23 protein-coding genes are annotated in these 21,453 nt (G+C 69.5%); 12 read left to right on the forward strand and 11 right to left on the reverse strand.

Annotated features, from left to right (window positions below):
• Positions 1-108: 108 nt before the first annotated feature.
• From AMYAL_RS50790 to aceA, 3 genes are all read right to left on the reverse strand, one after another.
• The gene (locus tag AMYAL_RS50790) at positions 109-240 is read right to left on the reverse strand and encodes a hypothetical protein (protein WP_020630915.1); all 132 of its coding nucleotides are present in this window, start codon (positions 238-240) and stop codon (positions 109-111) included.
• Positions 241-577: 337 nt separating this feature from the next.
• Complete coding sequence (gene aceB / locus AMYAL_RS0108695) at positions 578-2,182, reverse strand: malate synthase A (protein ID WP_020630916.1); 1,605 nt, start codon at positions 2,180-2,182, stop codon at positions 578-580.
• Between the two features lie 99 nt (positions 2,183-2,281).
• Positions 2,282-3,568, reverse strand: coding sequence for an isocitrate lyase (gene aceA / locus AMYAL_RS0108700; RefSeq protein ID WP_020630917.1), 1,287 nt, complete (start codon positions 3,566-3,568; stop codon positions 2,282-2,284).
• 228 nt (positions 3,569-3,796) lie between these two features.
• On the opposite strand from aceA, the gene AMYAL_RS0108705 reads away from it, so the two are divergent.
• Both AMYAL_RS0108705 and AMYAL_RS0108710 read left to right on the forward strand, forming a co-directional pair.
• Entirely contained in the window at positions 3,797-5,224 is a 1,428-nt protein-coding gene (locus tag AMYAL_RS0108705; protein WP_020630918.1) for a short-chain fatty acyl-CoA regulator family protein, read from the forward strand.
• A 76-nt stretch (positions 5,225-5,300) separates the two neighbouring features.
• Positions 5,301-6,125: an NAD(P)H-binding protein gene (locus tag AMYAL_RS0108710; protein WP_020630919.1), complete on the forward strand. Its 825-nt coding sequence runs from the start codon at positions 5,301-5,303 to the stop codon at positions 6,123-6,125.
• Positions 6,126-6,134: 9 nt separating this feature from the next.
• On the opposite strand, the gene ilvA is transcribed toward AMYAL_RS0108710, so the two are convergent.
• Entirely contained in the window at positions 6,135-7,391 is a 1,257-nt protein-coding gene (ilvA, locus tag AMYAL_RS0108715) for a threonine ammonia-lyase IlvA (RefSeq protein ID WP_020630920.1), read from the reverse strand.
• A 94-nt stretch (positions 7,392-7,485) separates the two neighbouring features.
• Here ilvA and AMYAL_RS0108720 point away from each other — a divergent pair, with 94 nt between their 5' ends.
• Entirely contained in the window at positions 7,486-8,052 is a 567-nt protein-coding gene (locus AMYAL_RS0108720; protein ID WP_020630921.1) for a riboflavin biosynthesis intermediates N-glycosidase, read from the forward strand.
• 114 nt (positions 8,053-8,166) lie between these two features.
• Here the strand turns inward: AMYAL_RS0108720 and AMYAL_RS0108725 are convergent, their stop codons facing one another.
• The gene (locus AMYAL_RS0108725; RefSeq protein ID WP_020630922.1) at positions 8,167-8,925 is read right to left on the reverse strand and encodes an acyltransferase; all 759 of its coding nucleotides are present in this window, start codon (positions 8,923-8,925) and stop codon (positions 8,167-8,169) included.
• Positions 8,926-8,978: 53 nt separating this feature from the next.
• Here AMYAL_RS0108725 and AMYAL_RS0108730 point away from each other — a divergent pair, with 53 nt between their 5' ends.
• Together AMYAL_RS0108730 and AMYAL_RS0108735 are read left to right on the forward strand one after the other, a co-directional pair.
• Positions 8,979-9,938 (forward strand): nucleoside hydrolase, encoded by a 960-nt coding sequence (locus AMYAL_RS0108730; protein ID WP_020630923.1) that lies wholly within the window; start codon positions 8,979-8,981, stop codon positions 9,936-9,938.
• Positions 9,938-11,062, forward strand: coding sequence for a C40 family peptidase (locus tag AMYAL_RS0108735; RefSeq protein ID WP_020630924.1), 1,125 nt, complete (start codon positions 9,938-9,940; stop codon positions 11,060-11,062). Before AMYAL_RS0108730 ends, AMYAL_RS0108735 begins: the two co-directional genes overlap by 1 nt.
• Here the strand turns inward: AMYAL_RS0108735 and AMYAL_RS0108740 are convergent.
• Complete coding sequence (locus AMYAL_RS0108740) at positions 11,032-11,895, reverse strand: alpha/beta fold hydrolase (protein WP_020630925.1); 864 nt, start codon at positions 11,893-11,895, stop codon at positions 11,032-11,034. The two genes, AMYAL_RS0108735 and AMYAL_RS0108740, sit on opposite strands and share 31 nt — an antisense overlap.
• Positions 11,896-12,036: 141 nt before the next feature.
• Here AMYAL_RS0108740 and AMYAL_RS0108745 point away from each other — a divergent pair, with 141 nt between their 5' ends.
• On the forward strand, positions 12,037-12,570 hold the full coding sequence (locus tag AMYAL_RS0108745) for a hypothetical protein (protein ID WP_020630926.1): 534 nt from the start codon (positions 12,037-12,039) through the stop codon (positions 12,568-12,570).
• Between the two features lie 2 nt (positions 12,571-12,572).
• Here the strand turns inward: AMYAL_RS0108745 and AMYAL_RS0108750 are convergent, their stop codons facing one another.
• The 3 genes from AMYAL_RS0108750 to AMYAL_RS0108760 all read right to left on the reverse strand — a co-directional run bounded on the left by AMYAL_RS0108750 (position 12,573) and on the right by AMYAL_RS0108760 (position 15,999).
• Entirely contained in the window at positions 12,573-13,709 is a 1,137-nt protein-coding gene (locus tag AMYAL_RS0108750; RefSeq protein WP_020630927.1) for an FAD-dependent oxidoreductase, read from the reverse strand.
• Between the two features lie 100 nt (positions 13,710-13,809).
• The gene (locus AMYAL_RS0108755; RefSeq protein WP_020630928.1) at positions 13,810-15,084 is read right to left on the reverse strand and encodes a carboxylesterase/lipase family protein; all 1,275 of its coding nucleotides are present in this window, start codon (positions 15,082-15,084) and stop codon (positions 13,810-13,812) included.
• A gap of 9 nt (positions 15,085-15,093) precedes the next feature.
• On the reverse strand, positions 15,094-15,999 hold the full coding sequence (locus tag AMYAL_RS0108760) for an MBL fold metallo-hydrolase (RefSeq protein WP_026466874.1): 906 nt from the start codon (positions 15,997-15,999) through the stop codon (positions 15,094-15,096).
• A gap of 102 nt (positions 16,000-16,101) precedes the next feature.
• Between AMYAL_RS0108760 and AMYAL_RS45770 the strand changes: the two genes are divergently transcribed.
• Positions 16,102-16,974 (forward strand): helix-turn-helix domain-containing protein, encoded by an 873-nt coding sequence (locus tag AMYAL_RS45770; RefSeq protein WP_039793893.1) that lies wholly within the window; start codon positions 16,102-16,104, stop codon positions 16,972-16,974.
• On the opposite strand, the gene AMYAL_RS0108770 is transcribed toward AMYAL_RS45770, so the two are convergent.
• Positions 16,940-17,374, reverse strand: a complete 435-nt coding sequence (locus tag AMYAL_RS0108770) for a hypothetical protein (protein ID WP_020630931.1) — start codon at positions 17,372-17,374, stop codon at positions 16,940-16,942. The genes AMYAL_RS45770 and AMYAL_RS0108770 overlap by 35 nt on opposite strands.
• A gap of 129 nt (positions 17,375-17,503) precedes the next feature.
• Here AMYAL_RS0108770 and AMYAL_RS0108775 point away from each other — a divergent pair, with 129 nt between their 5' ends.
• Both AMYAL_RS0108775 and lexA read left to right on the forward strand, forming a co-directional pair.
• Positions 17,504-17,932 (forward strand): nuclear transport factor 2 family protein, encoded by a 429-nt coding sequence (locus AMYAL_RS0108775; RefSeq protein ID WP_245192840.1) that lies wholly within the window; start codon positions 17,504-17,506, stop codon positions 17,930-17,932.
• 10 nt (positions 17,933-17,942) lie between these two features.
• The gene (lexA, locus tag AMYAL_RS0108780; protein WP_020630933.1) at positions 17,943-18,599 is read left to right on the forward strand and encodes a transcriptional repressor LexA; all 657 of its coding nucleotides are present in this window, start codon (positions 17,943-17,945) and stop codon (positions 18,597-18,599) included.
• 3 nt (positions 18,600-18,602) lie between these two features.
• On the opposite strand, the gene AMYAL_RS0108785 is transcribed toward lexA, so the two are convergent.
• Entirely contained in the window at positions 18,603-18,950 is a 348-nt protein-coding gene (locus tag AMYAL_RS0108785; RefSeq protein WP_020630934.1) for a DoxX family protein, read from the reverse strand.
• A 136-nt stretch (positions 18,951-19,086) separates the two neighbouring features.
• Between AMYAL_RS0108785 and AMYAL_RS0108790 the strand changes: the two genes are divergently transcribed.
• The 3 genes from AMYAL_RS0108790 to AMYAL_RS0108800 are packed head-to-tail and all read left to right on the forward strand — an operon-like array spanning position 19,087 to position 21,400.
• Positions 19,087-19,695 (forward strand): TetR/AcrR family transcriptional regulator, encoded by a 609-nt coding sequence (locus AMYAL_RS0108790; protein ID WP_020630935.1) that lies wholly within the window; start codon positions 19,087-19,089, stop codon positions 19,693-19,695.
• Between the two features lie 2 nt (positions 19,696-19,697).
• Entirely contained in the window at positions 19,698-20,354 is a 657-nt protein-coding gene (locus AMYAL_RS0108795) for an enoyl-CoA hydratase-related protein (protein ID WP_020630936.1), read from the forward strand.
• A 17-nt stretch (positions 20,355-20,371) separates the two neighbouring features.
• On the forward strand, positions 20,372-21,400 hold the full coding sequence (locus AMYAL_RS0108800; RefSeq protein WP_020630937.1) for a sigma-70 family RNA polymerase sigma factor: 1,029 nt from the start codon (positions 20,372-20,374) through the stop codon (positions 21,398-21,400).
• Positions 21,401-21,453: the final 53 nt, after the last annotated feature.

Below are 21,453 nucleotides of genomic sequence, written 5' to 3' on the forward strand. Positions count from 1 at the left end.
ACCGGGGGCGGAGGGGGAACCCGGTACGTCGGGGGAACCGGATCCCCCCTCCACGAGCGTCGCGGGTCGCGAGGGGCGCGACCCACGGGCTGCTCTGGGTAGCGAAGATCAGAAGTGGCAGGGGCGGACGCAGTCCGGCTGGGCCGCGACCGTCGCCGAGGCGGACACGGCCGGCGCGGCGAGGACGACGGCGAGGACTGCGAAGGCTGCGGCCAAGACGCTTCTCAACTGCTTCTTCATGGTGACTCCTCGGGGAAACGGGCGGAATTCCCACCCGGCGCCGAGCATCCGCGCGCCCCGCCGAGGAAACAACAGGGGTTTCACTGAGTACTGCTACCTATTCGCGATCCGTGACGGCTCGCACCAGGTCCGTGAAGGCCTCCTTGAGGGACTCTGAGTCCCTCAAGGAGGCCTTCACGGACCACGGAACGCACGCCCGACAGCGCTACCGGAAGAGCGCGCGCGTGAAGCGGGTCCGATGGCGGGGAGCCTCCGCCATCGGACCCGTTGGGCCACACCGTCCCAAACCGGTGTGGAACCCGGCCGCCCCGCGTCAGGTAGGGGCGGCCGGAGCCTTTCAGTGCGTGGTCAGGTACCGCGCGTACGCACCGGTCGTCAGGAAGCTCGGCAGCTTCTCGCCCAGCGCGGTCTCGGTGAAGATCTCGTAGGCGTCGCCGAGCCGGTTGCCCTCGCCCAGTTCGGCCCGCACCGACGCCAGCTCTTCGTCCAAATAGGACACGGTGAGCTCACGGGTGAGCGCGGTGCCGTCTTCGAGCTTGGTGCCGTTGCGGATCCACTGCCAGATCTGGCAGCGCGCGATCTCGGCGGTGGCGGCGTCCTCCATCAGGTTGTGGATCGCCGCGGCGCCGGTCCCGCGCAGCCAGGCGTCGATGTAGCGCAGCGCGACGTTGATGTTGGCGCGGACACCGGCTTCGGTGACCTCGCCGCCGGCGCTGGCGACGTCGAGCAGGTCCTCGGCGGTGACGACGACGTCCTCACGGAGCTTGCCGAGCTGGTTGGGCCAGCCGCCGAGCACGCCGTCGAACACTTCGCGGCAGACCGGGACGAGGCCGGGGTGCGCGACCCAGGAGCCGTCGAAACCGTCGTTCGCCTCGCGTTCCTTGTCCTGGCGGACCTTTTCGAGCGCAGTCGCGTTGATCTCCGGGTCCTTGCTCGGGATGAACGCGGCCATGCCGCCGATCGCGTGCGCCCCGCGCTTGTGGCAGGTGCGCACCAGCAGTTCGGTGTAGGCCCGCATGAACGGGACGGTCATCGTCACCTGCGCGCGGTCCGGGAGCACGAAGTCCGCGCCGTGCGAGGAGAAGTTCTTGATGACGCTGAAGATGTAGTCCCAGCGGCCGGCGTTCAGCCCGGCGATGTGCTCGCGCAGTTCGTAGAGGATCTCCTCCATCTCGAACGCGGCGGTGATCGTCTCGATCAGCACGGTCGCCCGGATCGTGCCGCGCGGGATGCCGAGTTCCCGTTGCGCCAGAAGGAAGACATCGTTCCACAGCCGCGCTTCGAGGTGGTTCTCGAGCTTCGGCAGGTAGAAGTACGGGCCGCTGCCGCGGGCCAGCAGCTGGCGCGCGTTGTGGAAGAAGTAGAGGCCGAAGTCGACCAGGCTCGCCGAAACCGGGCGGCCGTCGATGCGGATGTGCTTCTCCACCAGGTGCCAGCCGCGCGCACGGGCGACGATCGTCGCGGGCTCGTCGCCGATTGTGTAGCGCTTGCCCGCTTCGGTGGTGAAGTCGATGTTGCGGCGGATCGCGTCGAACAGGTTGAGCTGGCCGTCGATCACGTTGTGCCAGGTCGGCGAGGTCGCGTCCTCGAAGTCGGCGAGCCAGACCTTCGCGCCGGAGTTGAGCGCGTTGACCGTCATCTTGCGGTCGGTCGGGCCGGTGATCTCGACGCGGCGGTCTTCGAGACCGGGCGCGGCCGGGGCGACCGACCAGCTGCTGTCGTCGCGGACGGAGCGCGTCTCGGGCAGGAAGTCCAGCGGCTTCTCGCCGGACTGCAGCTCTTCGCGGCGCAGACGGCGGGCGTCGAGCAGCTCGCGGCGGCGACCGGCGAACGCGTTGTCGAGCTTGGCCACGAAGTCCAGCGCGGCCGGGGTGAGGATCTCGTCGAACCGGTCACCGGCAGGTCCGCAGACGTCGATCCGGTAGTTCAGCTTCTCAACCATGGTGTGCCTCCGCTGGGCTTCGCGAGAGATAGAAGGGGAAGGGCGGTGGCGGTCTCCCTGGGGGTCGGAGACCGCCACCTGGCACCTACTTGCGAGGGATCAGAACTGCTCGGCCTCGGTGGAACCCTTGAGCGCGGTGGTCGAGCTCTCCGGGTTCAGCGCGGTCGCGACGTTGTCGAACCAGCCGGTGCCGACCTCGCGCTGGTGCTTCGTGGCGGTGTAGCCGCGGTCCTCCGAAGCGAACTCGCGCTCCTGCAGGTCGACGTAGGCGGTCATGCCTTCGCGGGCGTAACCGTGCGCCAGGTCGAACATCGAGTAGTTCAGGGCGTGGAAACCGGCCAGCGTGATGAACTGGAACTTGTAGCCCATGTGGCCGAGTTCGCGCTGGAACTTCGCGATGGTCGCGTCGTCCAGGTGCTTCTTCCAGTTGAACGACGGCGAGCAGTTGTAGGCCAGCATCTGGTCCGGGTACTTCGCCTTGATCGCCTCGGCGAACTGGCGGGCGACCTCGAGGTCCGGCTTGGAGGTCTCCATCCACAGCAGGTCGGCGTACTCGGCGTAGGCCAGACCGCGGTCGATGCAGGGGTCGATGCCGTTGGTGACGTTGTAGAAGCCCTCGGCGGTGCGCTCGCCGGTGACGTACTTGCGGTCACGCTCGTCGACGTCGCTGGTGATCAGCGTGGCGGCCTGGGCGTCGGTGCGGGCGACGATCAGCGACGGCACGTTCAGCACGTCCGCGGCGAGGCGGGCGGCGTTCAGCGTGCGCTCGTGCTGCTTGGTCGGGATCAGCACCTTGCCGCCGAGGTGACCGCACTTCTTCTCGGAAGCGAGCTGGTCCTCCCAGTGCACACCCGCGGCACCGGCGGCGATCATGCCCTTCATCAGCTCGAAGGCGTTGAGCGGGCCACCGAAGCCCGCCTCGGCGTCGGCGACGATCGGGGCGAACCAGTCGGTGTCGGTGTTGCCCTCGGCCCAGTTGATCTGGTCGGCGCGGCCCAGCGCGTTGTTGATGCGGCGGACGACGGCCGGCACCGAGTTGGCCGGGTAGAGGCTCTGGTCCGGGTAGGTCTGACCGGAGAGGTTGGCGTCGGCGGCGACCTGCCAGCCGGACAGGTAGATGGCCTTCAGGCCGGCGCGGACCTGCTGCACGGCCTGGTTACCGGTCAGCGCGCCCAGCGAATGGACGTAGTCCTCGGTGTGCAGGAGGTCCCACAGCTTCTCGGCACCGCGGCGGGCGAGCGTGTGCTCTTCGACCACACTGCCGCGCAGCTTGACCACGTCAGCCGCGGAGTACGAACGCTTCACGCCCGCCCAGCGGGGGTCGGTCTCCCACTGCTTGGCCAGTTCGGCGGCCGCCTGCTCCAGCTGCTGCGCGTGCTGAGTCATCGGATTCTCCCGGTGTTGCGAAGTTTGCGAGTGATCGCCTTTCCTGACTCGACCCTGACATGACAGGGGAAATCCGATCCAGGTCTCCAATTTGCCAATTTCTGCGAAGCTTCCGTAGCATCTTGCAAAGGTTGCGAATCTTGCGTTCGCAAGCGGAGCGAAAATCCACGGGCTTGACCGTTCACTGAATCGTTCAGGCCCGGAAACCTTGCGGACAGAGAGGCCTCAGTGGACAAAACCTTCGCCGGAGCGAAGCTGCGGCATCTGCGCGAAAGCCGGTCGATGAGCCAGGCGGATCTCGCCCGTGTGCTGGAGATCTCACCCAGTTACCTCAATCAGATCGAGCACAACTCGCGCCCGCTGACCGTCCCCGTGCTCCTTCGCATCACGCAGGCGTTCGGAGTGGACACCGAGTTCTTCGCGAACAACGACACCGCCCGCCTGGTGGCCGACGTGAAGGAAGCGCTGCTCGACGAGGTGCTCGGCGTGGACGTCACGAACAGCGAGCTCAACGACCTCGCCACGAACCTCCCGACGATCGCCCAGGCCCTGGTCAAACTGCATCGCAGCTACCGCAACGCCGTCGAGAACACGGCCGCGCTGACCATGGAGAACGGCCTCGGCCTGCACGGCAGCGCCGCCACCGCCCTCCCGCACGAGGAGGTCCGCGACTTCTTCTACGAACGGGAGAACTACGTCGCCGAGCTGGACGAACGCGCCGAACGGATGGCGCACGACATCCCGCTGCAGCGCGGTCAGGTGCTCGCGTCGCTGAAGGAAACACTGATCCAGCGCTACGGCGTCGACGTCACCAGCGAAGGCATCGACGAGGCCAACGGCCAGCAGCACCGGTACGAACCGGGCCCGCGCGTGCTGCGCCTCGCGCCGAGCCTGCGCGTCGGGCAGCAGGCGTTCCGGATGGCCTCGCAGATCGCCCTGCTCGAATACGACGACCTGATCACCGAACTCGCCGACTCCTGGGCGTTCTCCGGTCCCGCCGCGCGTTCGCTGGCGCGCGTCGGGCTCGCGAACTACTTCGCGGGCGCGCTGATCCTCCCTTATGGACCGTTCCTGGCCAGCGCGGAACGCTTCCGCTACGACATCGAGCGGCTGTGCGACCACTTCGGCGTCGGCTTCGAGACGGTCTGCCACCGGCTCTCGACGTTGCAGCGGCCGAAGAACCGCGGCGTGCCGTTCTCGTTCGTGCGCGTCGACCGGGCGGGGAACATGTCGAAACGCCAGTCCGCGGCCGGTTTCCACTTCTCCCGCGTCGGCGGCGCGTGCCCGCTGTGGAACATCTACGAGGCGTTCACCCAGCCCGGCAAGATCCTCACCCAGATCGCGACCCTGCCCGACGGCAAGAGCTACTTCTGGATCGCGCGGACCGTCTCGCGCAACATCGGCGGCTACGGCAGTCCCGGCAAGACGTTCACCGTCGGCCTCGGCTGCGAACTGCGGCACGCGAAACGGCTGATCTATTCGACCGGGCTCGACCTCGACGACCGCGCCGCGGCCACCCCGATCGGCATGGGCTGCAAAGTCTGCGAACGCCCGGCTTGCTCGCAGCGCGCGTTCCCGACGATCGGCAAGCAGCTGACCGTGGACGAGAACACGAGCACCTTCGTCCCGTACCCGGCGGTGCCGAAGGCGCCTTGAGCCGTCTTGATCTCCCTGGCAGGGTTGCCGACGACGGCCGCGGTGTGACGGCGGCCACCACACTGGGGAGAACTGCATGATCTTGGTGACCGGGGCAGGCGGGAACGTCGGCTCGGAACTGACCGGAATCCTGACGCGCGGCGGACATCCCGTCAGAGCGCTGGTCCGCACGCCGCGGCCGTTGCCCGGCGGCGTCGAAGGGGTGATGGGCGATCTCAACGAACCGACGAGCCTGAAACCCGCGCTGGAGGGTGTCCGCGCGGTCTTCCTGCTCGGCGGCTACGAGGACATGCCCGGCGCGCTCACGGTGATGCGGGACTCGGGCGTCGAGCAGGTCACGCTGCTCTCGTCGCGTTCGGTCGTGGGCGGGCACCCGGACAACGCCGTCGCCGGGATGCACATGGCGGCCGAGGCGGCGGTGCGCGAATCGAAGCTGGCCTGGACCTTCCTGCGGCCGAGCGGGTTCATGTCCAACACGCTGCAGTGGGTCCCGCAGCTCCGGGCGGGGGACGTCGTCCGCGAGCCGTTCGCGAACGTGCCGGTGGCGACGATCGATCCGTACGACATCGCCGCCGTCGCCGCGGAATCCCTGACCACGCCGGGACACGAAGGCCGGGCGTACGCCATCACGGGTCCGGGTTCACTGCGGCCCGCCGACCGGCTTCGTGTGCTGAGTGAACTGCTGGAGCGGAAACTACGGCTGGAACCGCTGCCGGACGCCGAAGCGCGGGTGACGATGAGCACGGAGATGCCGGAGAAGTACGTCGACGCCTTCTTCCGCTTCTTCGCCGAGGGCGAGTTCGACGACTCCGTGGTCACGGGTGCCGTCCAGGACCTCACCGGACGGGAGCCGCGGCCGTTCGCGGCCTGGGCCCGAAACCACCTCGCCGCTTTCCGCTAGCCGCGTGGGTCAGACCAAGAAGTGGAAGAGCGGGCTGCCCGGCTCCACCCGTTCCACCTGCAACGGGCTCACCTCCAGCCGGTGCAGCAAGCCTTCCAGGTCGCCGGGCCGCGCGAGTTCGATGCCGATCAGCGCCGGGCCGGTCTCCCGGCTGTTGCGCTTCACGTACTCGAACCGCGTGATGTCGTCGTCCGGCCCGAGGACCTCGTCGAGGAACCGCCGCAGCGCGCCGGGCTCCTGCGGGAACCCCACCAGGAAGTAGTGCCTCAACCCTTCGTGGATCAGTGACCGTTCGAGCACTTCGCCGTAGCGGCTGACGTCGTTGTTGCCGCCGGACACGACGCACACCACGATCTGGCCGGGGTCGATCTTCACCGTCGTGCCCAGCGCGGCGGTCGCGAGCGCGCCCGCGGGTTCGGCGATCACGCCGTCGGACTGGTACATCGCGAGCATTTCCGTGCAGATCGCGCCCTCGGCGACGTCGGTGAGTTCGACGCCGCCGTCGCGGACCAGCGGATACGTCACCGCTCCGGCCAGCGCGACCGCCGCGCCGTCCACGAACGTGTCCACGGTTTCGAGCCGCACCGGCTCACCGGCAGCCAGCGCGGCCGCCATACAGGTCGCGCCCGCCGGTTCGACGCCGACGATCCGCATCTCCGGCGCCCGTTCCGCGGCCCAAGCGGCGATCCCGGCGAGCAGGCCACCGCCGCCGACCGGCACCACCATGACGTCCGGGACGAACCCGAGCTGCGCCACGACCTCCATCGCGACCGTGCCCTGTCCGGCGACCGTCTCCGGCGCGTCGAAGGCGGGGACCAGCGTCGCGCCGGTGCGTTCCGCGTCCTGCTTCGCGGCGGTGAAGGCGTCTTCGTAGGTCTCTCCGACGACGATGACCTCGATATGCGACCCGCCCAGCGTCGCGATCCGCTCGCGCTTCTGCCGGGGAGTCGTGCCGGGAACGTAGACGCGGCCGTCCGCGCCGAGGCGGCGGCACGCGTACGCGACACCCTGCGCGTGGTTGCCCGCGCTGGCGCAGACGACGCCGCGTTCCCGGTGCTCCGGGTCGAGCTGGACGATGAAGTTGTAGGCGCCGCGGATCTTGTACGAGCGCACGGTCTGGAGGTCTTCGCGTTTGAGCCAGACCCTGGCGTCGACCCGCGCCGAGAGCCGCTCGTTCGGTTCGAGCGGCGTGCGGGTCACCACCCCGGCCAATCGCTTGGCGGCCTCTTCGACCGTTCGGGCGCTCACGGTTTCGATCCCTTGCACGAATGCTGAATGTACTGACCGCCCCGGCCCACGGCCGAGAGTGGTCCAGTGGGTGGTTCGCGAGTTGTCGGTGGTCTGTGGTCAACTGGGCGCCATGGTGAGCAAGGTCGACGGAGTCCGGAGTCTCGATGCGTTGCGCGAGCTGGTCCACAGTGGCGCGGAGCCCGAGTACCAGCTCTTCTACGGCCACACCCCACTCAAGAGCGGACGGGTCAACGCGGCCTGTCTGAGCCAGTGGTGGCTCGCGCCGTTCGTCGCGGGCGGCGAGCGGTACCCGACGGCCGAGCACTACATGATGGCGAGCAAGGCGGAACTGTTCGGCGATCACGAGGCCGCGGACGCCATTCGTCAGGCGCCGGACCCCAAGACCGCCAAGATCCTCGGCCGCGAGGTCTCGGCGTTCGACGCCGAACTGTGGGAGCGGCACCGCTTCGACATCGTCATCGACGGCAACCTGGAGAAGTTCCGCCAGCACCCCGAGGAGCGGGAGTTCCTGCTGAGCACGGGCGACAAGGTGATCGTCGAGGCGTCGAAAATGGACCTGGTCTGGGGCAGCGGCCTCGCCCGCGAGGACAAGAACGCCACCCGCCCCGACTACTGGCGCGGGCAGAACCTCCTGGGCTTCGCGCTGATGGAGGTCCGCGAGCAGCTCCGCGCCTAGTCGGCGGCAGCGCGAGGACGTGACTCGCGTGATCAGAACCGCACTCGCGTGCTTGAAGGCGGAACTCGCGAGTTCGGTCTCCAAGCACGCGAGTTCCGCCTCTGATCACGCGAGTTACGAGTCCACGCCCAGGGTCTTCTGAAGCGCCTTGTTCGCCTTGCGCGCCATGTCCGCGACAGCCTCGCGGCGGGCGGCGTCGGCGGCGTAGTCGTCCTGCCGGTTCCGGACGACGCGCGCCGGCGAACCGACGGCGATCGAGTAGTCCGGGATGTCGCCGCGCACCACGGCGTGCGCGCCGAGGACACAGCCGCGGCCGACCCTGGTGCCCTTGAGCACGGAGACCTTGGTGCCGATCCAGGTGTCCGGCCCGATCCGCACCGGCGACTTCACGATGCCCTGATCCTTGATCGGGACGGTGATGTCGGTGGTGACGTGGTCGAAGTCGCAGATGTACACCCAGTCCGCGACGAGCGTGGCCGCGCCGAGTTCGATGTCGAGGTAGCCGTTGAGGACGTTCTGACGGCCGAACACCGCCTTGTCGCCGATGCGCAGCGAACCCTCGTGGCAGCGGATCGCGTTGCCGTCGCCGATGTGCACCCAGCGGCCGATCTCCAGGCGCCCGTAGCCGGGGCGGCAGTGGATCTCGACGTCCTTGCCGAGGAACACCATCCCCCGCAGGATGATGTGCGGGTGCGCGACGCGGAACTTCAGCAGCCGCCAGTACCGGACCAGGTACCAAGGCGTGTACGCGCGGTTCCGCAGCACCCAGCGCAGCGAATCCTTGGTCAGGAACTTAGCCTGACGCGGATCACGACGGGCCTGGCCCCAGGCGCGGAGCCGCGACAGCGCGGGCGCACCCCACATGGACGTCATACCGGTGACCGTAACCTGTGATCAGGCCGTCGACCGCAAAGGGGAGCACGCGCATGGGCACCAAGCTGATCATCGACACCGACCCAGGGGTCGACGACGCCTTCGCGCTGGCACTGGCCACGCAAGCCGAGGACGTCGACCTCCTCGGTGTGACCACGGTGTTCGGCAACGTACCGCTGAGCCACACCACCGCCAACGCGCGGCGCCTGCTGCAGCTCTTCGGCCGCGAAGACGTTCCCGTCGCCGCCGGCGCCTCGCGGCCGCTGGTCTACGACAACGCCAAGCCCGCCGGGTTCGTCCACGGCGAGGACGGCCTGTCCGGCCACTCCGGCACGCTGCCGGAGGCGAAGCGCCCGCTCGACGAACGCGACGCCGTCCGCCTGCTGGTGGATCTGCTGGAGGCCTCGGACGAGCCGGTGACCATCGCCCCGATCGGCCCGCTCACGAATATCGCGCTGCTGCTGGCGGCGCATCCGGGCATCCGCGAGAAGATCGGCCGGATCGTCATCATGGGCGGCGGGGTGACCAAGGGGAACTCCACCACGGCCGCCGAGTTCAACATCTGGAGCGATCCCGAGGCGGCGCGCCGGGTGCTGGCCGACGAGGACATCCCGACCGTGCTGGTGCCGCTGGACATCACGCACCAATGCTCGGTCGACACGGCCTGGCTCGGCAAACTCGCCGCGTCCGGCCCGCTCGGCGCGGCGCTCGAAGCGCTGACCACGACCTACGTCAAGCACTACACCCCGATCCTCGGTTTCCCAGGGATGGTCATGCACGACGCGGTCGCCGTGGCCGAGGCGATCCGGCCGGGCATCCTCGACACCGAGTCGTACCCCGTGGACGTCGAGTGCGGCTTCGGCCCCGCGCGCGGCGCGACACTCGTAGACCGGCGAAGGCTACGAAGCACCGATCCGCAGGCCGTGCCGGGCCGCGTCATCGACGTCGCGCTGACCACCGACGTCGAAGCCTTCCGTGAGTTCGTGCTGGGCTCGCTCACCGGGGGCCGATGATGGAACAGGAAACCTCCCGCCGCCGCAGACTTCCGGTGATCATCGCCGCCGTGGTCGTCGCGGGCGCCGCATTGGTCGCCGCCATCACCTTCGCTCCGAAGGAGGAGCCGAAGTCGGAGGCCGCCGCCGTCCAGTCGTCGACGCAACCCGCGCCGCCGCCTTCGTCCGCACCCGCGGAGATCCCGAAGGAACAGCCGAAGGTCCCGCAGCAGATGGGACCGGAATTCGACGCCTGGGTGTCGAAGACCAGCGGCTGGCTGGACATCCCGCTGCGCGCGATGACCGGCTACGCGAAGACCACCGTGGCGCTGAGCAAGGAGACGCCGGGCTGCCGCCTGTCCTGGGTGACGCTGGCCGCGCTCGGGAAGATCGCCTCCGATCACGGCCGCGCCACCGGTTCGAGTGTGAACGCCGACGGCGTGATGACCGTCCCGCTCGGCGCCGTCGAGGTCCGCGACTTCTACAACAAGGTCGTCTCGTCCGCGAACGCCAGTGGTCCGCTGCAGCTGACCCCCGCGGTGTGGAGCCAGTTCCAGTCCTCGGCGAGCGGCGCGAAACCGAATCCGCAGAACATCGACGACGCCACGCTGACCGCCGGCCGCGCCCTGTGCGCGGGCGGGCGCGACCTCGGCCAGGGCCAGACCTGGTGGAGCGCGGTCAGCACCCTGCAGCCCGCGCCGCTGCTGATGCACCGCACCCTCGCGACGGTGAACGTCTACGGCACGGTCGGCCAGAGCCCGCAGCCGCCGAACGCGGCGGCGCTGAGCGCGGTCAACTTCGCCATCGACAAGATCGGGCTGCCGTACGTCTGGGGCGGCAACGGCACCGGCGGCGGTGACCCCGGTTTCGACTGCTCCGGCCTGACGACGGCCGCGTACGCCAGCGCGGGCGTCAGGCTCATGCGCACCGCCCACACGCAGTACCACAGCGTGAGCAAGGTGACCGATCCCCAGCTGGGCGACCTGATCTTCTACGGCGAGCCGAACACGAAGATCCACCATGTCGGGCTGTACATCGGGAACCAGCAGATGATCGACGCCCCGCAGACCGGGCAGGCGGTGCAGGTGCACACCTACCGGAAGCAAGGCGACGATTACGCCGGAGCGGGCCGTCCGACGACCTGACCGCTGCCGTCCGCGAAGAAGTCGACGAGAGCGCGGGCGATCCGGCCGGGGGCGTTCTCGGTGGGGATGTGCGCCGCTCCGGGGATGCGCAGGAGCCGGGTTCGCGGGATCTCCGAGGCGAACTTCTCGGCGTACTCCACCTTCTCGAAGCGGTCGTCCTCGCCCCAGATCAGCAACTTGGGCGTGGTGGACCGCCGCAGCGCGGGGACGAGATCGAGGGTGTGGCGGCTCTCCGCCGCGCCCGCCATGGCCAGCCAGGAGCGGCGGGCCCGCGGATCGGTCCACGGATCCAGATAGCCGGCGATCCGCTGCTCGGTGGCGGCGCCTGCCAGATCGGTCGTCACGGCCTCCCTGCGGGCCGCGAGGAAGTCTTCGGCGACGGCCGCCGTGTCCAGAAGCCGGGCGACGTGGGGTGACGGCCATGAGTCGTAGAGCACCGAGTTGACCAGGGCCATCCGGGAAATCGCCATCCGATCGTGCGCCAGGAGATGCTGGGCGACGGCGCCTCCGATGTCATGCCCCGCCACCGCGACCGGCCCGGAGATCTTCACCGCGGACACGAAGCGCGTCACCCAACCGGCCAGGGCCGGGACAGTCGCCGTCTCCAGGGTGAGCTCACCCCCTGACCGCCCCATCCCCGGAAAATCGACGGCATAGGGCCGAAGTCCCGCCTCCGCGAGGTGGCCCAGCACCGGAAGCCACACCCGGCTCCAGTACGTCCCGTGCAGCAGCACCACGGCGGGGCCGTCCCGGCCGGCGGTCAGGTAGCTGCAGCTCTCGCCGTCGACCTGTACCGCGCTCCTCGACACGCCGGTTTCAAGGAATCCCTCCATGGGGCCCACTGTTCCCCGGAGTCCGGCTCCGGCCAAGTGTCAGGAAAGACACCTATCGACATATTCCTGCCACGGAAGTCGGCCTGCCGGGGAATCGGGAAGCGTGCCCCGCCACCGAAATTCGGTGCCTATAGTGACCGCGTGTATTCACCGATCCCCGTCCTGAACGAGCTGAAGGACCTCTACGACTCGACCCGCGAATTCCTGGCCGACGGCTTCGAGCTGTACGGCTACGACGACAAGGGACGCTACTTTCCCCAGGAACTGGACGACCCGGACTTCCTGTCGCGGCTGGTCCCCTTCGCCCAGGCGAACGGGAGCGGCTCGACGTACGCGATCTGGCGCAGCTCCGACGAGACGGACCTGGCTCTGCTGCCTGTCGTGGTCTTCGGCGACGAAGGCGGCGAACACGTCATCGCCCGCGACTTCCGGGAGTTCCTGCGGCTGCTGGGGTTCGACACCGAGATCACCGTCGACCACGACTCGGCGTACTACTTCCGGGAGGACGACGACGGCCACAGCGGCTCGCACGAACTGTTCGTCGAATGGCTTCGGCAGCGTGGCCTGGAACCGGCCGACGATCCGGACGCCGTCGTGGCCGCCGCCGGGGAGATCCACGGGGAGCGGTTCCGGGCGTGGATCACCCCGTTCTACGAAAAGGCAGGCTGGGCCTGACGTCAGGACTCGCGCTGCTGGCTCTCGAAAATGTTGAGCAGCTGCTGAGGGACCTCGTCGCCGAAGATGCTTTCGAGCAGGAAGTCCTCCTCGATGGGCGTTTCGCAGCGGACGAACATCGCCAGCTCGTACTCGGCGAGCGCCGTCTCGACGTCGCCGGGGCTCGCGGCGAGGGCCTTGCCGAGCTCGGCGCCGTCGAGCATGGCCAGGTTGGCGCCTTCCCCATTCGCCAAGGCGAGATGGGCGGCGTCGCCGAGCAGGGTCACGCCGGGGACGCGCTCCCACCGCAGCCCGGACGGCAGGGCGTAGGCGGGGCGGTGGATCGGCGCGATGTCGCTTTCGGTGATCAGCGCGGTGAGTTCGGGCGCCCAGCCGTCGAACTCCGCCGCGACCCGCGCCTTGGCCACTTCGGCGTCAGTGAAGTCGACGGCGTCGAACCAGTCCAGCGGCTTCTTGAGTTCCACGTAGGCGTGCAGGGTGTCGCCGGTTTCCCGGTGGGCGTTGATGGCAAGGCCCGGCGTGATCCCGTTCCCGAACATCGAACCGCCGCCGACCGTTTTCGCCACGTCCGCGTGCCGGGTGTCGGAGTCGTACAGATAGGTCTCGACGATCGACGTCCCGCTGTATTCGGGGACGGCGCCGGTGAGCAGCGGCCGGATCCGTGACCACGCGCCGTCGGCCCCGACCAGGAGATCGGCGACGACGGTGGTGCCGTTCTCGAACGCGACCTCGTGGCGGCCGTCGTCCAGCGTCCGGGCGCCGGTGACCTTGTGACCCCAGCGGACGGTGCCTTCGGGGAGCGAGTCGAGCAGCATCCGCCGCAGGTCCCCGCGCTGCGCCTCGGGACGGCCGCCGGTGCCGTCGTCGGCCCGCTCGAACAGGACGGTCCCGTCGATGTCGAGGGCGCGCAGCGCCTGGCGCCCCTCCAGGACGATGCCGCGGAACTCGTCCATGAGTTCCGCGGCCTCGAGGGCGAGCTGGCCGTTGTAGTCGTGGATGTCGAGCATCCCGCCCTGCAAGCGCGCGGTGGGTGATGCCTCGGCTTCGTAGACCTCGGACGGGATGCCGTGAATGTGCAGGACGCGGGCCAGCGTGAGGCCGCCGAGACCGGCGCCGACGATGGTGACAGTGGTGTTCATGGTGACTCCCTCGGTTCGCGACTGGAATGACATTCCAGAGACTGTCGAGGTCCGCTGTCAGGCCACGCACACGGCGCTGGCACCGGCCTGGCACGTCCTGTCAGCCGAAGAACCCGACGGTGTCCGGCGCCCAGCCGGGGTCACCGGTCCTGGCGAACGAGACCCACGCGCCGTGCATCCTGGCCGCGAGGCCTTCCGGGGCGGGATCAGGACCGAGCAGGCCGTTCTCCCCGTGCAGCCACGGCTCGCCTGCGACGTCGAAGACGAACGGCAGCTCGACGGTGTGGGCGGCGCCGAGCCGTCCGCCCAGCGCCGTCGAGCGATGGCCGAACGAGTAGACGTGGGTGCGGCCGCCCGAGATCCGCGCGTGTGCCCGCGCCAGCCGTGCCGTCCCCGCCCCGAACAGCGTGTCCCCGAGCGCGACGGGATCCGCCACGCCGTAAAGGTTTCCTTCCTCGGTGTTGGTGCCGATGAGCAGCCCGACGTCGCCGCCGAGGAGACCGTCGGCGGGCTGGACCGGCAGCACCAGGCTGAACGGGCTCAGCCCGGCCAAGGGATCCGGCGCGGTCTCGGTGCGCAGGTCGAGACCGGCCAGCGCGGGCAGGATCTCCAGGAATCGCTCGTCCGGGATCTCCCCGAACGCTTCCGCGGTGGGTGCGGCTCCCAGCGCCGAAGCCGCCGCGGCGGTGACCCGTCCCGCCTGCTCCGGGGTGAAGGCGCCGGTCCCGCTGCCGCTCTGGACGATCGCCCGCCGGAACAGCCCCTCGGCCTCCGGCGTCGCCAGCAACGCGCCGGTGAGCGTCGCTCCCGCGGACTGCCCGAAGACGGTGACGTTGTCCGGGTCGCCTCCGAACACCGCGACCGTGTCACGCACCCAGCCGAGCGCGGCGAGCACGTCGAGCAGCCCCCGGTTGGCCGGAGCGCCGTCCAGAGCGAGGAAACCGGGGACGCCGAGGCGGTAGTTCACCGTCACCAGGACGACGCCGTCGCGGGCGAACGCCCTTCCGTCGTAGAGCGCGGCGCGGGTCGAGCCGGTGACGAAACCGCCGCCGTGCACGAAAACCAGCACGGGACGCTTGCCGCCGTCCGCGGCGGGCGTCCAGACGTCGACGGTCAGGTACTCCTCGCCCCGCACCCAGCCCGGCCCGAAGTACGGCGTCATGTCGAGCTCGCCGAAGTCGCGGACAGGCTGGGGAGCCGTCGGCGAGGGCCGGGTCGCGTCACGGACGCCGGACCAGCCCGCGTGTGGCACCGGCGGGAGAAAGCGTCCGGGACCGAGCGGAGCGGCCGCGTACGGGATGGCGCGGTAGAACTCGCCGAAGGAGTCGCGGCGGCCGCGCACGGCGCCCGCCGGGGTTTCTGCTTGCACGGACACGAAAACTCCTCAGGAGAGGTGGGAGAAGCCCGCCCATCGCGCGATCGCGAACTTCGATCCCCGGCGCTCGACCCGCACCGCACCCTGGGCGCCGAAGTGCGCCGGGAAGAGGAGCGCGTCGCCGTCGGCGGCCTGCCCGAGCAGCTTGTGCCGGGTGGCCCTGGATCCGGCCGGGTCTTCGCAATAGGGCGAATTGGTGTCCGGCTCGACGATCTGCAGCGCGGTGTGCACCAGATCGCCCACGAACAGCGCCCGTTCCCCGCCCGATTCCAGGGTGAGCACGGACGAGCCGGGAGTGTGACCGGGCGCGAGATCGAGCCGCAGGTTCCGGTCGATCCGGTACGTGCCGTCCCACAGATGGGTCAGCCCCGCCTCGTGGACCGGCGCGACACTGTCCTCGAAAACGTTCTGATTTCCGCGCCCCAGCACGGAATCGTGCGCTTCGGCGGGGTTCCAGAACTCGAAGTCCGGCCGCGCCATCAGGTACGTGGCGTTCGGGAAGGTCGGCACCCAGGTGCGGCCGTCGAGCCGGGTGTTCCAGCCGACGTGGTCGATGTGCAGGTGGGTGTTGACGACGACGTCGACGTCCTCGGGCCGCACGCCAGCGGCCGCGAGGTTGTCGAGGTACGCGGTGTCGAGGCGGTTCCACACCGCCGCGTAGGGCCGGTCCTTGTGGTTGCCGACACCGGTGTCGACGAGGATCGTGCGCCCTTCGCTGCGGATCAGCCAGGACTGGAGCGCCGCGTGGCATTCGTTCGTTTCGGGGTTCCAGAAGTCGGGCGCGAGCCAGCCGCGATGTTCGTCCCAGGAGCCGTCCGGGCTGTCCGGCAGGAACTCGGCCGGGGTCATGCCGAGCGAGCCGTAGAACTCCTTGACGCGGGTGACCGTGACGTCTCCGATGGTGATCTCGTCCATGCCACCGAGCCTGGTCACCGGGCCGGGCGCGAGCCACGCCCCCGTTGTCCTCCCACTGGGAGGGTGTGGCTGACACGGGCCGTGCCACGGATACTCGGGATCATGGACGGACCTGGCCCGCTCGGCGACTTCCTTCAGGCTCGACGAGCACAGTTGCGGCCAGCGGACGTCGGCCTGCGCGACCTCGGGCCACGCCGCCGGGTGGCCGGGCTGCGGCGCGAGGAACTGGCCCAGCTCGCGGGGGTCAGCGTCTCGTACTACGCGCGGCTGGAGCAGGGCATGTCGCGCGGCGCCTCGGCCGAGGTGCTCGACGCCATCGCCCGCGCGCTCCGGCTCGACGGCCACGAACGCGAACACCTCGAAAGGCTCGCCGGCACCGCTCGCCGTACACCACGGGCACGCCGTCCCCGGCCCGAGAAGCTCCACGACGAGACGCGGGACCTCCTGGGCACCGTCGACGCTCCCGCGCTGATTCTCGGTCGCCGCTCGGACGTCCTGGCGTGGAACACCCTCGGCCACGCCCTGCTGGGCGGGCATCTGGACTTCCACGCCCCGGACGACCCGGCACGGCGGCCGAACATGAGCCGGATGCTGTTCCTGGACCCGCACAGCCAGGAGCTGTACGTCGACTGGAAGCGGAAGATCCGCGCCGTGGTCGGGAATCTGCGGATCTCGGTCGGCAGGCATCCCGAAGACCCGCTGCTCGCGGAGCTGATCGGCGAGCTGACGATGAAGAGCCCGGAATTCGTCTCGCTCTGGGGCGATCACCGTGTGCAGCCCTGCGACGCCGCGGCCTACGAACTGCACCATCCGGTCGTCGGCACGGTGACGGTGACCCAGCAGACCCTGTCGATCGCCCGTTCACCGGATCAGCTGCTGATCGTGTGCACGGCCCCCGCGGGCTCCTCCGACGCGAGTGCGCTCGCGCTGCTGCGGCAGCTCAGGACCGTGTGCTCACCAGCGTCTCCGGCTTGAACGCGAACACGTCGTCGCCCTGGACGAGGACGTGCCATTCGCCGCAGACCTTGTCGGTCCGGCTCTCCTGCCCCTGCGGCCACCACTGGGCGACGAGCGTGGCGGGCTGGGTCGCGGCCGCTCCCGGCACGCAGCCGGCGGGCAGTGTCCCGCCGGCGAACCGCAGGATCCGCTCCGAACCCGTCGTCCGGATGACCTCCGTGATCGACCTCGCCCGGTCCGGCACCCAGTCGGGCACCCGTGCGTCCTTGTCACGCTTGCCTTCCACGCCGGTGGCGTAGCCGACGGTCTTGACGTGTCCGTTCGCCCTTTCGGTCAGGCTTTCCTTGAGACCGCATCCGGTCAGGGTGACGGTGGCGGTCGCGGCGGCGAGGACGGCGGCGGTGATCTTCGTGTTCATACCATCGAGTCAACCTCGCCGAAGGGCTCGCGGGATCGGACTTTCGGTCCGGCCGGGGCGGCCATCCGGCCGATCTTCACGACGGAAATCCGCCAGCACGCCCGCGCGCCGCACACCACAGTGGTCGTCGTGACCTCGACAACAGACGCCATGTCCGTACTCAAAGGCATGTACGCGGCGGAAGCCAGCTACTTCGCCGCCGGTGGCCCCGGCAAGACGACGTTCGCCCCGCTCGCCCCGTTCTTCTCCCCCGAAGTGGTGCTGCATCAGGCGGACGGCCTGCCGTACGGCGGAATCTGGCGCGGCCACGAAGCCATGGAGCGGTTCTTCACCGCCATGAGCGACACCTGGGACGTCTTCGACATGGTGGAGCAGAGCTTCCTGAGCGAGACCAGCCCGCTGGTCGTCCTGACCCAGGTGCACGTCCGGTCCAGGGCGACCGGCCGCGAGCTGGACTTCCCGATCCTGCAGACGATCACCGTCGAGGACGGGCGCATCACCGAGGTGCGGCCGTTCTACTGGGATACCGCGGCGATCGCGGCGGCCTGCACGAACTAACATTCCGTTGATGACCGCCTACCACGATCTTGACTTGTTCGAGGAAGCCGCTTCGCTGCCGGAGCGCCAGCAGAAGATTCTGCTGACCATCCGCGAATGGGTGGTGGAGCACGGGTACTCGCCGAGCACGCGCGAGATCGGTGAAGCGGTCGGCCTGCGCTCGACGTCCTCGGTGTCGAAGCATCTGGCCGCCTTGGAGGAAAAGGGTTTCCTCCGACGCAGCAGCTCGATCTCCCGCCCCATCGACGTCCGCGCCTTCCTGCACGGCACCACGTCGCGGGAATCCACAGAGGACTCCGTGCCGGTTCCGGTCGTCGGTGACATCGCGGCGGGAACGCCGATCTCGGCCGTCGAGCACGTCGACGACGTGATGACCCTTCCGCGTGAACTCACCGGGCGGGGCAACGTCTTCGGGCTGCGGGTGCGCGGTGACTCGATGATCGACGCGGCGATCTGCGACGGCGACATCGTCGTGGTGAAGCAGCAGCAGGAGGCGCACTCCGGGCAGATCGTCGCCGCGATGATCGACGAGGAGGCCACGGTCAAGGTGTACCGCCGCCGCGACGGCCACGTGTACCTCGAACCACGCAACCCCGCCTACGACGTCATAGACGGGGATCGCGCGGCGGTGCTGGGTGTCGTGGTCTCGGTTCTGCGCAGCGTCTGACTTTCAGGCGGCGAAGCCGAGCACCAGCGACGCGGCGACGGGCGCCATGTACATCAGCGGGAACGCGACGTGCGACGCCCAGTGCGCCCGGAGCACGGTGATCACGGCGCCGGCGAAGTAGAGCACCAGGCCGATCCCGGCCGCGACACCGAGCGCGGGCACCCACAGTCCGGCGATCAGGCCGAGCGCGCCCGCCGCCTTGGCGACGCCGAGCGGGTTCCACCAGGTGCGGGGAACGCCGTAGTCGGCCAGCGGCTGCACGACCCACTTGGCGCGGAAGAAGATCGAGGCGGCCGAGAAGGCGGCCATGAACGCTCCGACGATGGTGACGATGACGTAAGCGGTGGTCATTTCGGTTTCTCCTTGGGGTCTCGGTGGTTCGTCGGGTTGACCCCGGCCGCCCGGCCGATGTGACAGCCCCGCGCGTGAAGCACGTCACAACTCGGGATCGCGAGTTTTAGAGCAAGTGCTCTGTTATTCTCGCGCCATGGCCCGCCCCCGCGTGCACGACTTGGAGCGGCTGCTCGACGCGGCCGAAAGCCTCGTCGTCGAGCGCGGCGCCCCCGGCGTCACCGTCCGGTCCCTCGCGGCCGCCGCGGGAGTCCCCAACGGCACGATCTACCACGCTTTCGGCTCAGTCGGAGCCTTGCTGGCCCGCGTCTGGCTCCGCGCGGCGAGCGGTTTCCTCGACCTCCAGACCGAACTGGCCGATCAGGCGGCAGACCCGGCCGCCGCGGTCGCGGCAGCGGCGGACGCGCCTGCCGCGTTCGCCGAGCACAGGCCGGAGGCCGCCCGCCTGCTCATCACCGTCAAGAAGGAGCATCTGCTCGGCCCGCAGGTCCCCGACGACCTCGCCGGCGACCTCCTGGCGCTCGACAAACGCCTGGTCGCGCTGCTGGTCAGGCTCGCGGAACGGCTCTGGGACCGGCGGGACGCGCAAGCGGTCGAGGTACTCACGACCTGTGTGGTCGACCTGCCGACGGCCCTGTTCCGCCGCGCGTTCACGGCGGGCGAGCCGATCCTCGAAGACTCCCGCGTCCGCCTGGCCGCGGCGGTCCACGCCATACTCCTGCTCCCACCCCCACGAAAGGATTGACCATGCCGACCCTTCGCCACGACGCCCCGGTGTTCCTCCTGGACCTCGGGGACGACGAGAACCGCTTCTCGCCGTCCTGGCTGGAGACCGTCCATTCACAGCTGGACACGGTCGTCGCCTATCCGGATCCGGCCGTCCTGGTCACCGTCGGCTCCGGGAAGTTCTACTCGAACGGCCTCGACCTCGAATGGCTCACCAGCAACGCCGCCCAGGCCGCGCAGTACGTCGCCGACGTCCACGAACTGCTGGCCCGCGTGCTCACCCTCGGCGTGCACACGGTCGCCGCGATCAACGGGCACGCCTTCGGCGCCGGGGCGATGCTGGCGATGGCGCACGACTTCCGGGTGATGCGCGCCGACCGCGGGTTCTTCTGTTTCCCCGAAGCCGACATCAACATCCCCTTCACGCCGGGGATGGCCGGGCTCATCCAGAGCAAGCTCACCCCCGCCGCCGCGATCGCGTCGATGACAACGGGACGGCGTTTCGGCGGCACGGACGCGCGGGATCTGGGGCTCGTGGACGCCGTCGCCGAGAAATCCGCGCTGCTGGAGTACGCGGCCGACCTCGTCCGCCCGCTGGCGGGCAAGGACCGCGGCACGCTCGCCGCGATCAAGACGACGATGTTCACCCCGGCCCTCACCGCGCTTCGCGCCAAGTAAGGGCACAATCATCGACTGTGAGCGAAGATATCCTGCGCACCGAGGATCCGGACGTCGCCGAAGCCCGTAACGGGGACGACGCGGCGTTCAATCGCCTGGTGGAGCCGCTGCGCCGCGAGTTGCACGCCCACTGCTACCGCATGCTCGGCTCGACCCACGACGCCGACGACGCCCTGCAGGACGCGCTCCTGCGGGCTTGGCGCGGGCTGGACCGGTTCGAGGGCCGGAGCTCGATGCGGACCTGGCTCTACACCGTCGCCACCCGCACCTGCCTCGACACCGCGGCCGCGCGCGGCAAACGCGCCCTGCCGATGGATCTCGGCCCGTCGAGCGAGCGGGCGGTGCTCGAACACGCCCCGGTGACCGAGGTCGCGTGGCTCGGCCCGTACCCCGACGGGAGCCTCGGCCGGGGTCCCGCCGGGCCGGCCACCCGGTACGAGCAGCGCGAGGCCGTCGAGCTGGCGTTCGTCGCCGCGCTGCAGCATCTGCCGGGCAACCAGCGGGCCGCGCTGCTGCTGTTCGACGTCCTCGGCTTCTCCGCGGCCGAAATCGCGTCCACAATGGATACTTCGGTCGCGGCGGTGAACAGCGCGCTGCAGCGCGCACGGGCGATCGTGGCCGAGAAGGTGCCGTCGCCCAGCCAGCAGCAGACGCTGCGGAAACTCGAAGACGCGCGGGTCCGCGAGATCGCCGCGGACTTCGCCTCCGCCCTGGACCGCGGCGACGCCGACGCGCTCGTGGCCCTGCTGACCGAGGACGTCACCTGGTCCATGCCGCCGCTCACGCACTGGTACCGGGGCATCGAGGCCGTCTCCGACTTCGCCGTCGAGGTCCCGATCGGCCGGTGCCCGAGCTGGCGCAACGAGGTCATCAGCGCCAACGGGCAACCGACCGTCGCCTGCTACGTCGGCGAATCGGCCGACGCCGTCCACCACGCCTGGTCGATCAACGTGCTGTCGCTGCGGGACGACCGGATCCACGAGATCACCTCGTTCCTCGATCCGGCCCTGTTCGCGGAGTTCGGTCTGCCGCCGACGAAGCCCTGATCACTCCTCCGCATGACAACGGCAGCCCAACCGGCGCTGACCTGCCACGATGG

Origin of the sequence: Amycolatopsis alba DSM 44262, from assembly GCF_000384215.1 — a bacterium.
GTDB lineage: Bacteria > Actinomycetota > Actinomycetes > Mycobacteriales > Pseudonocardiaceae > Amycolatopsis > Amycolatopsis alba.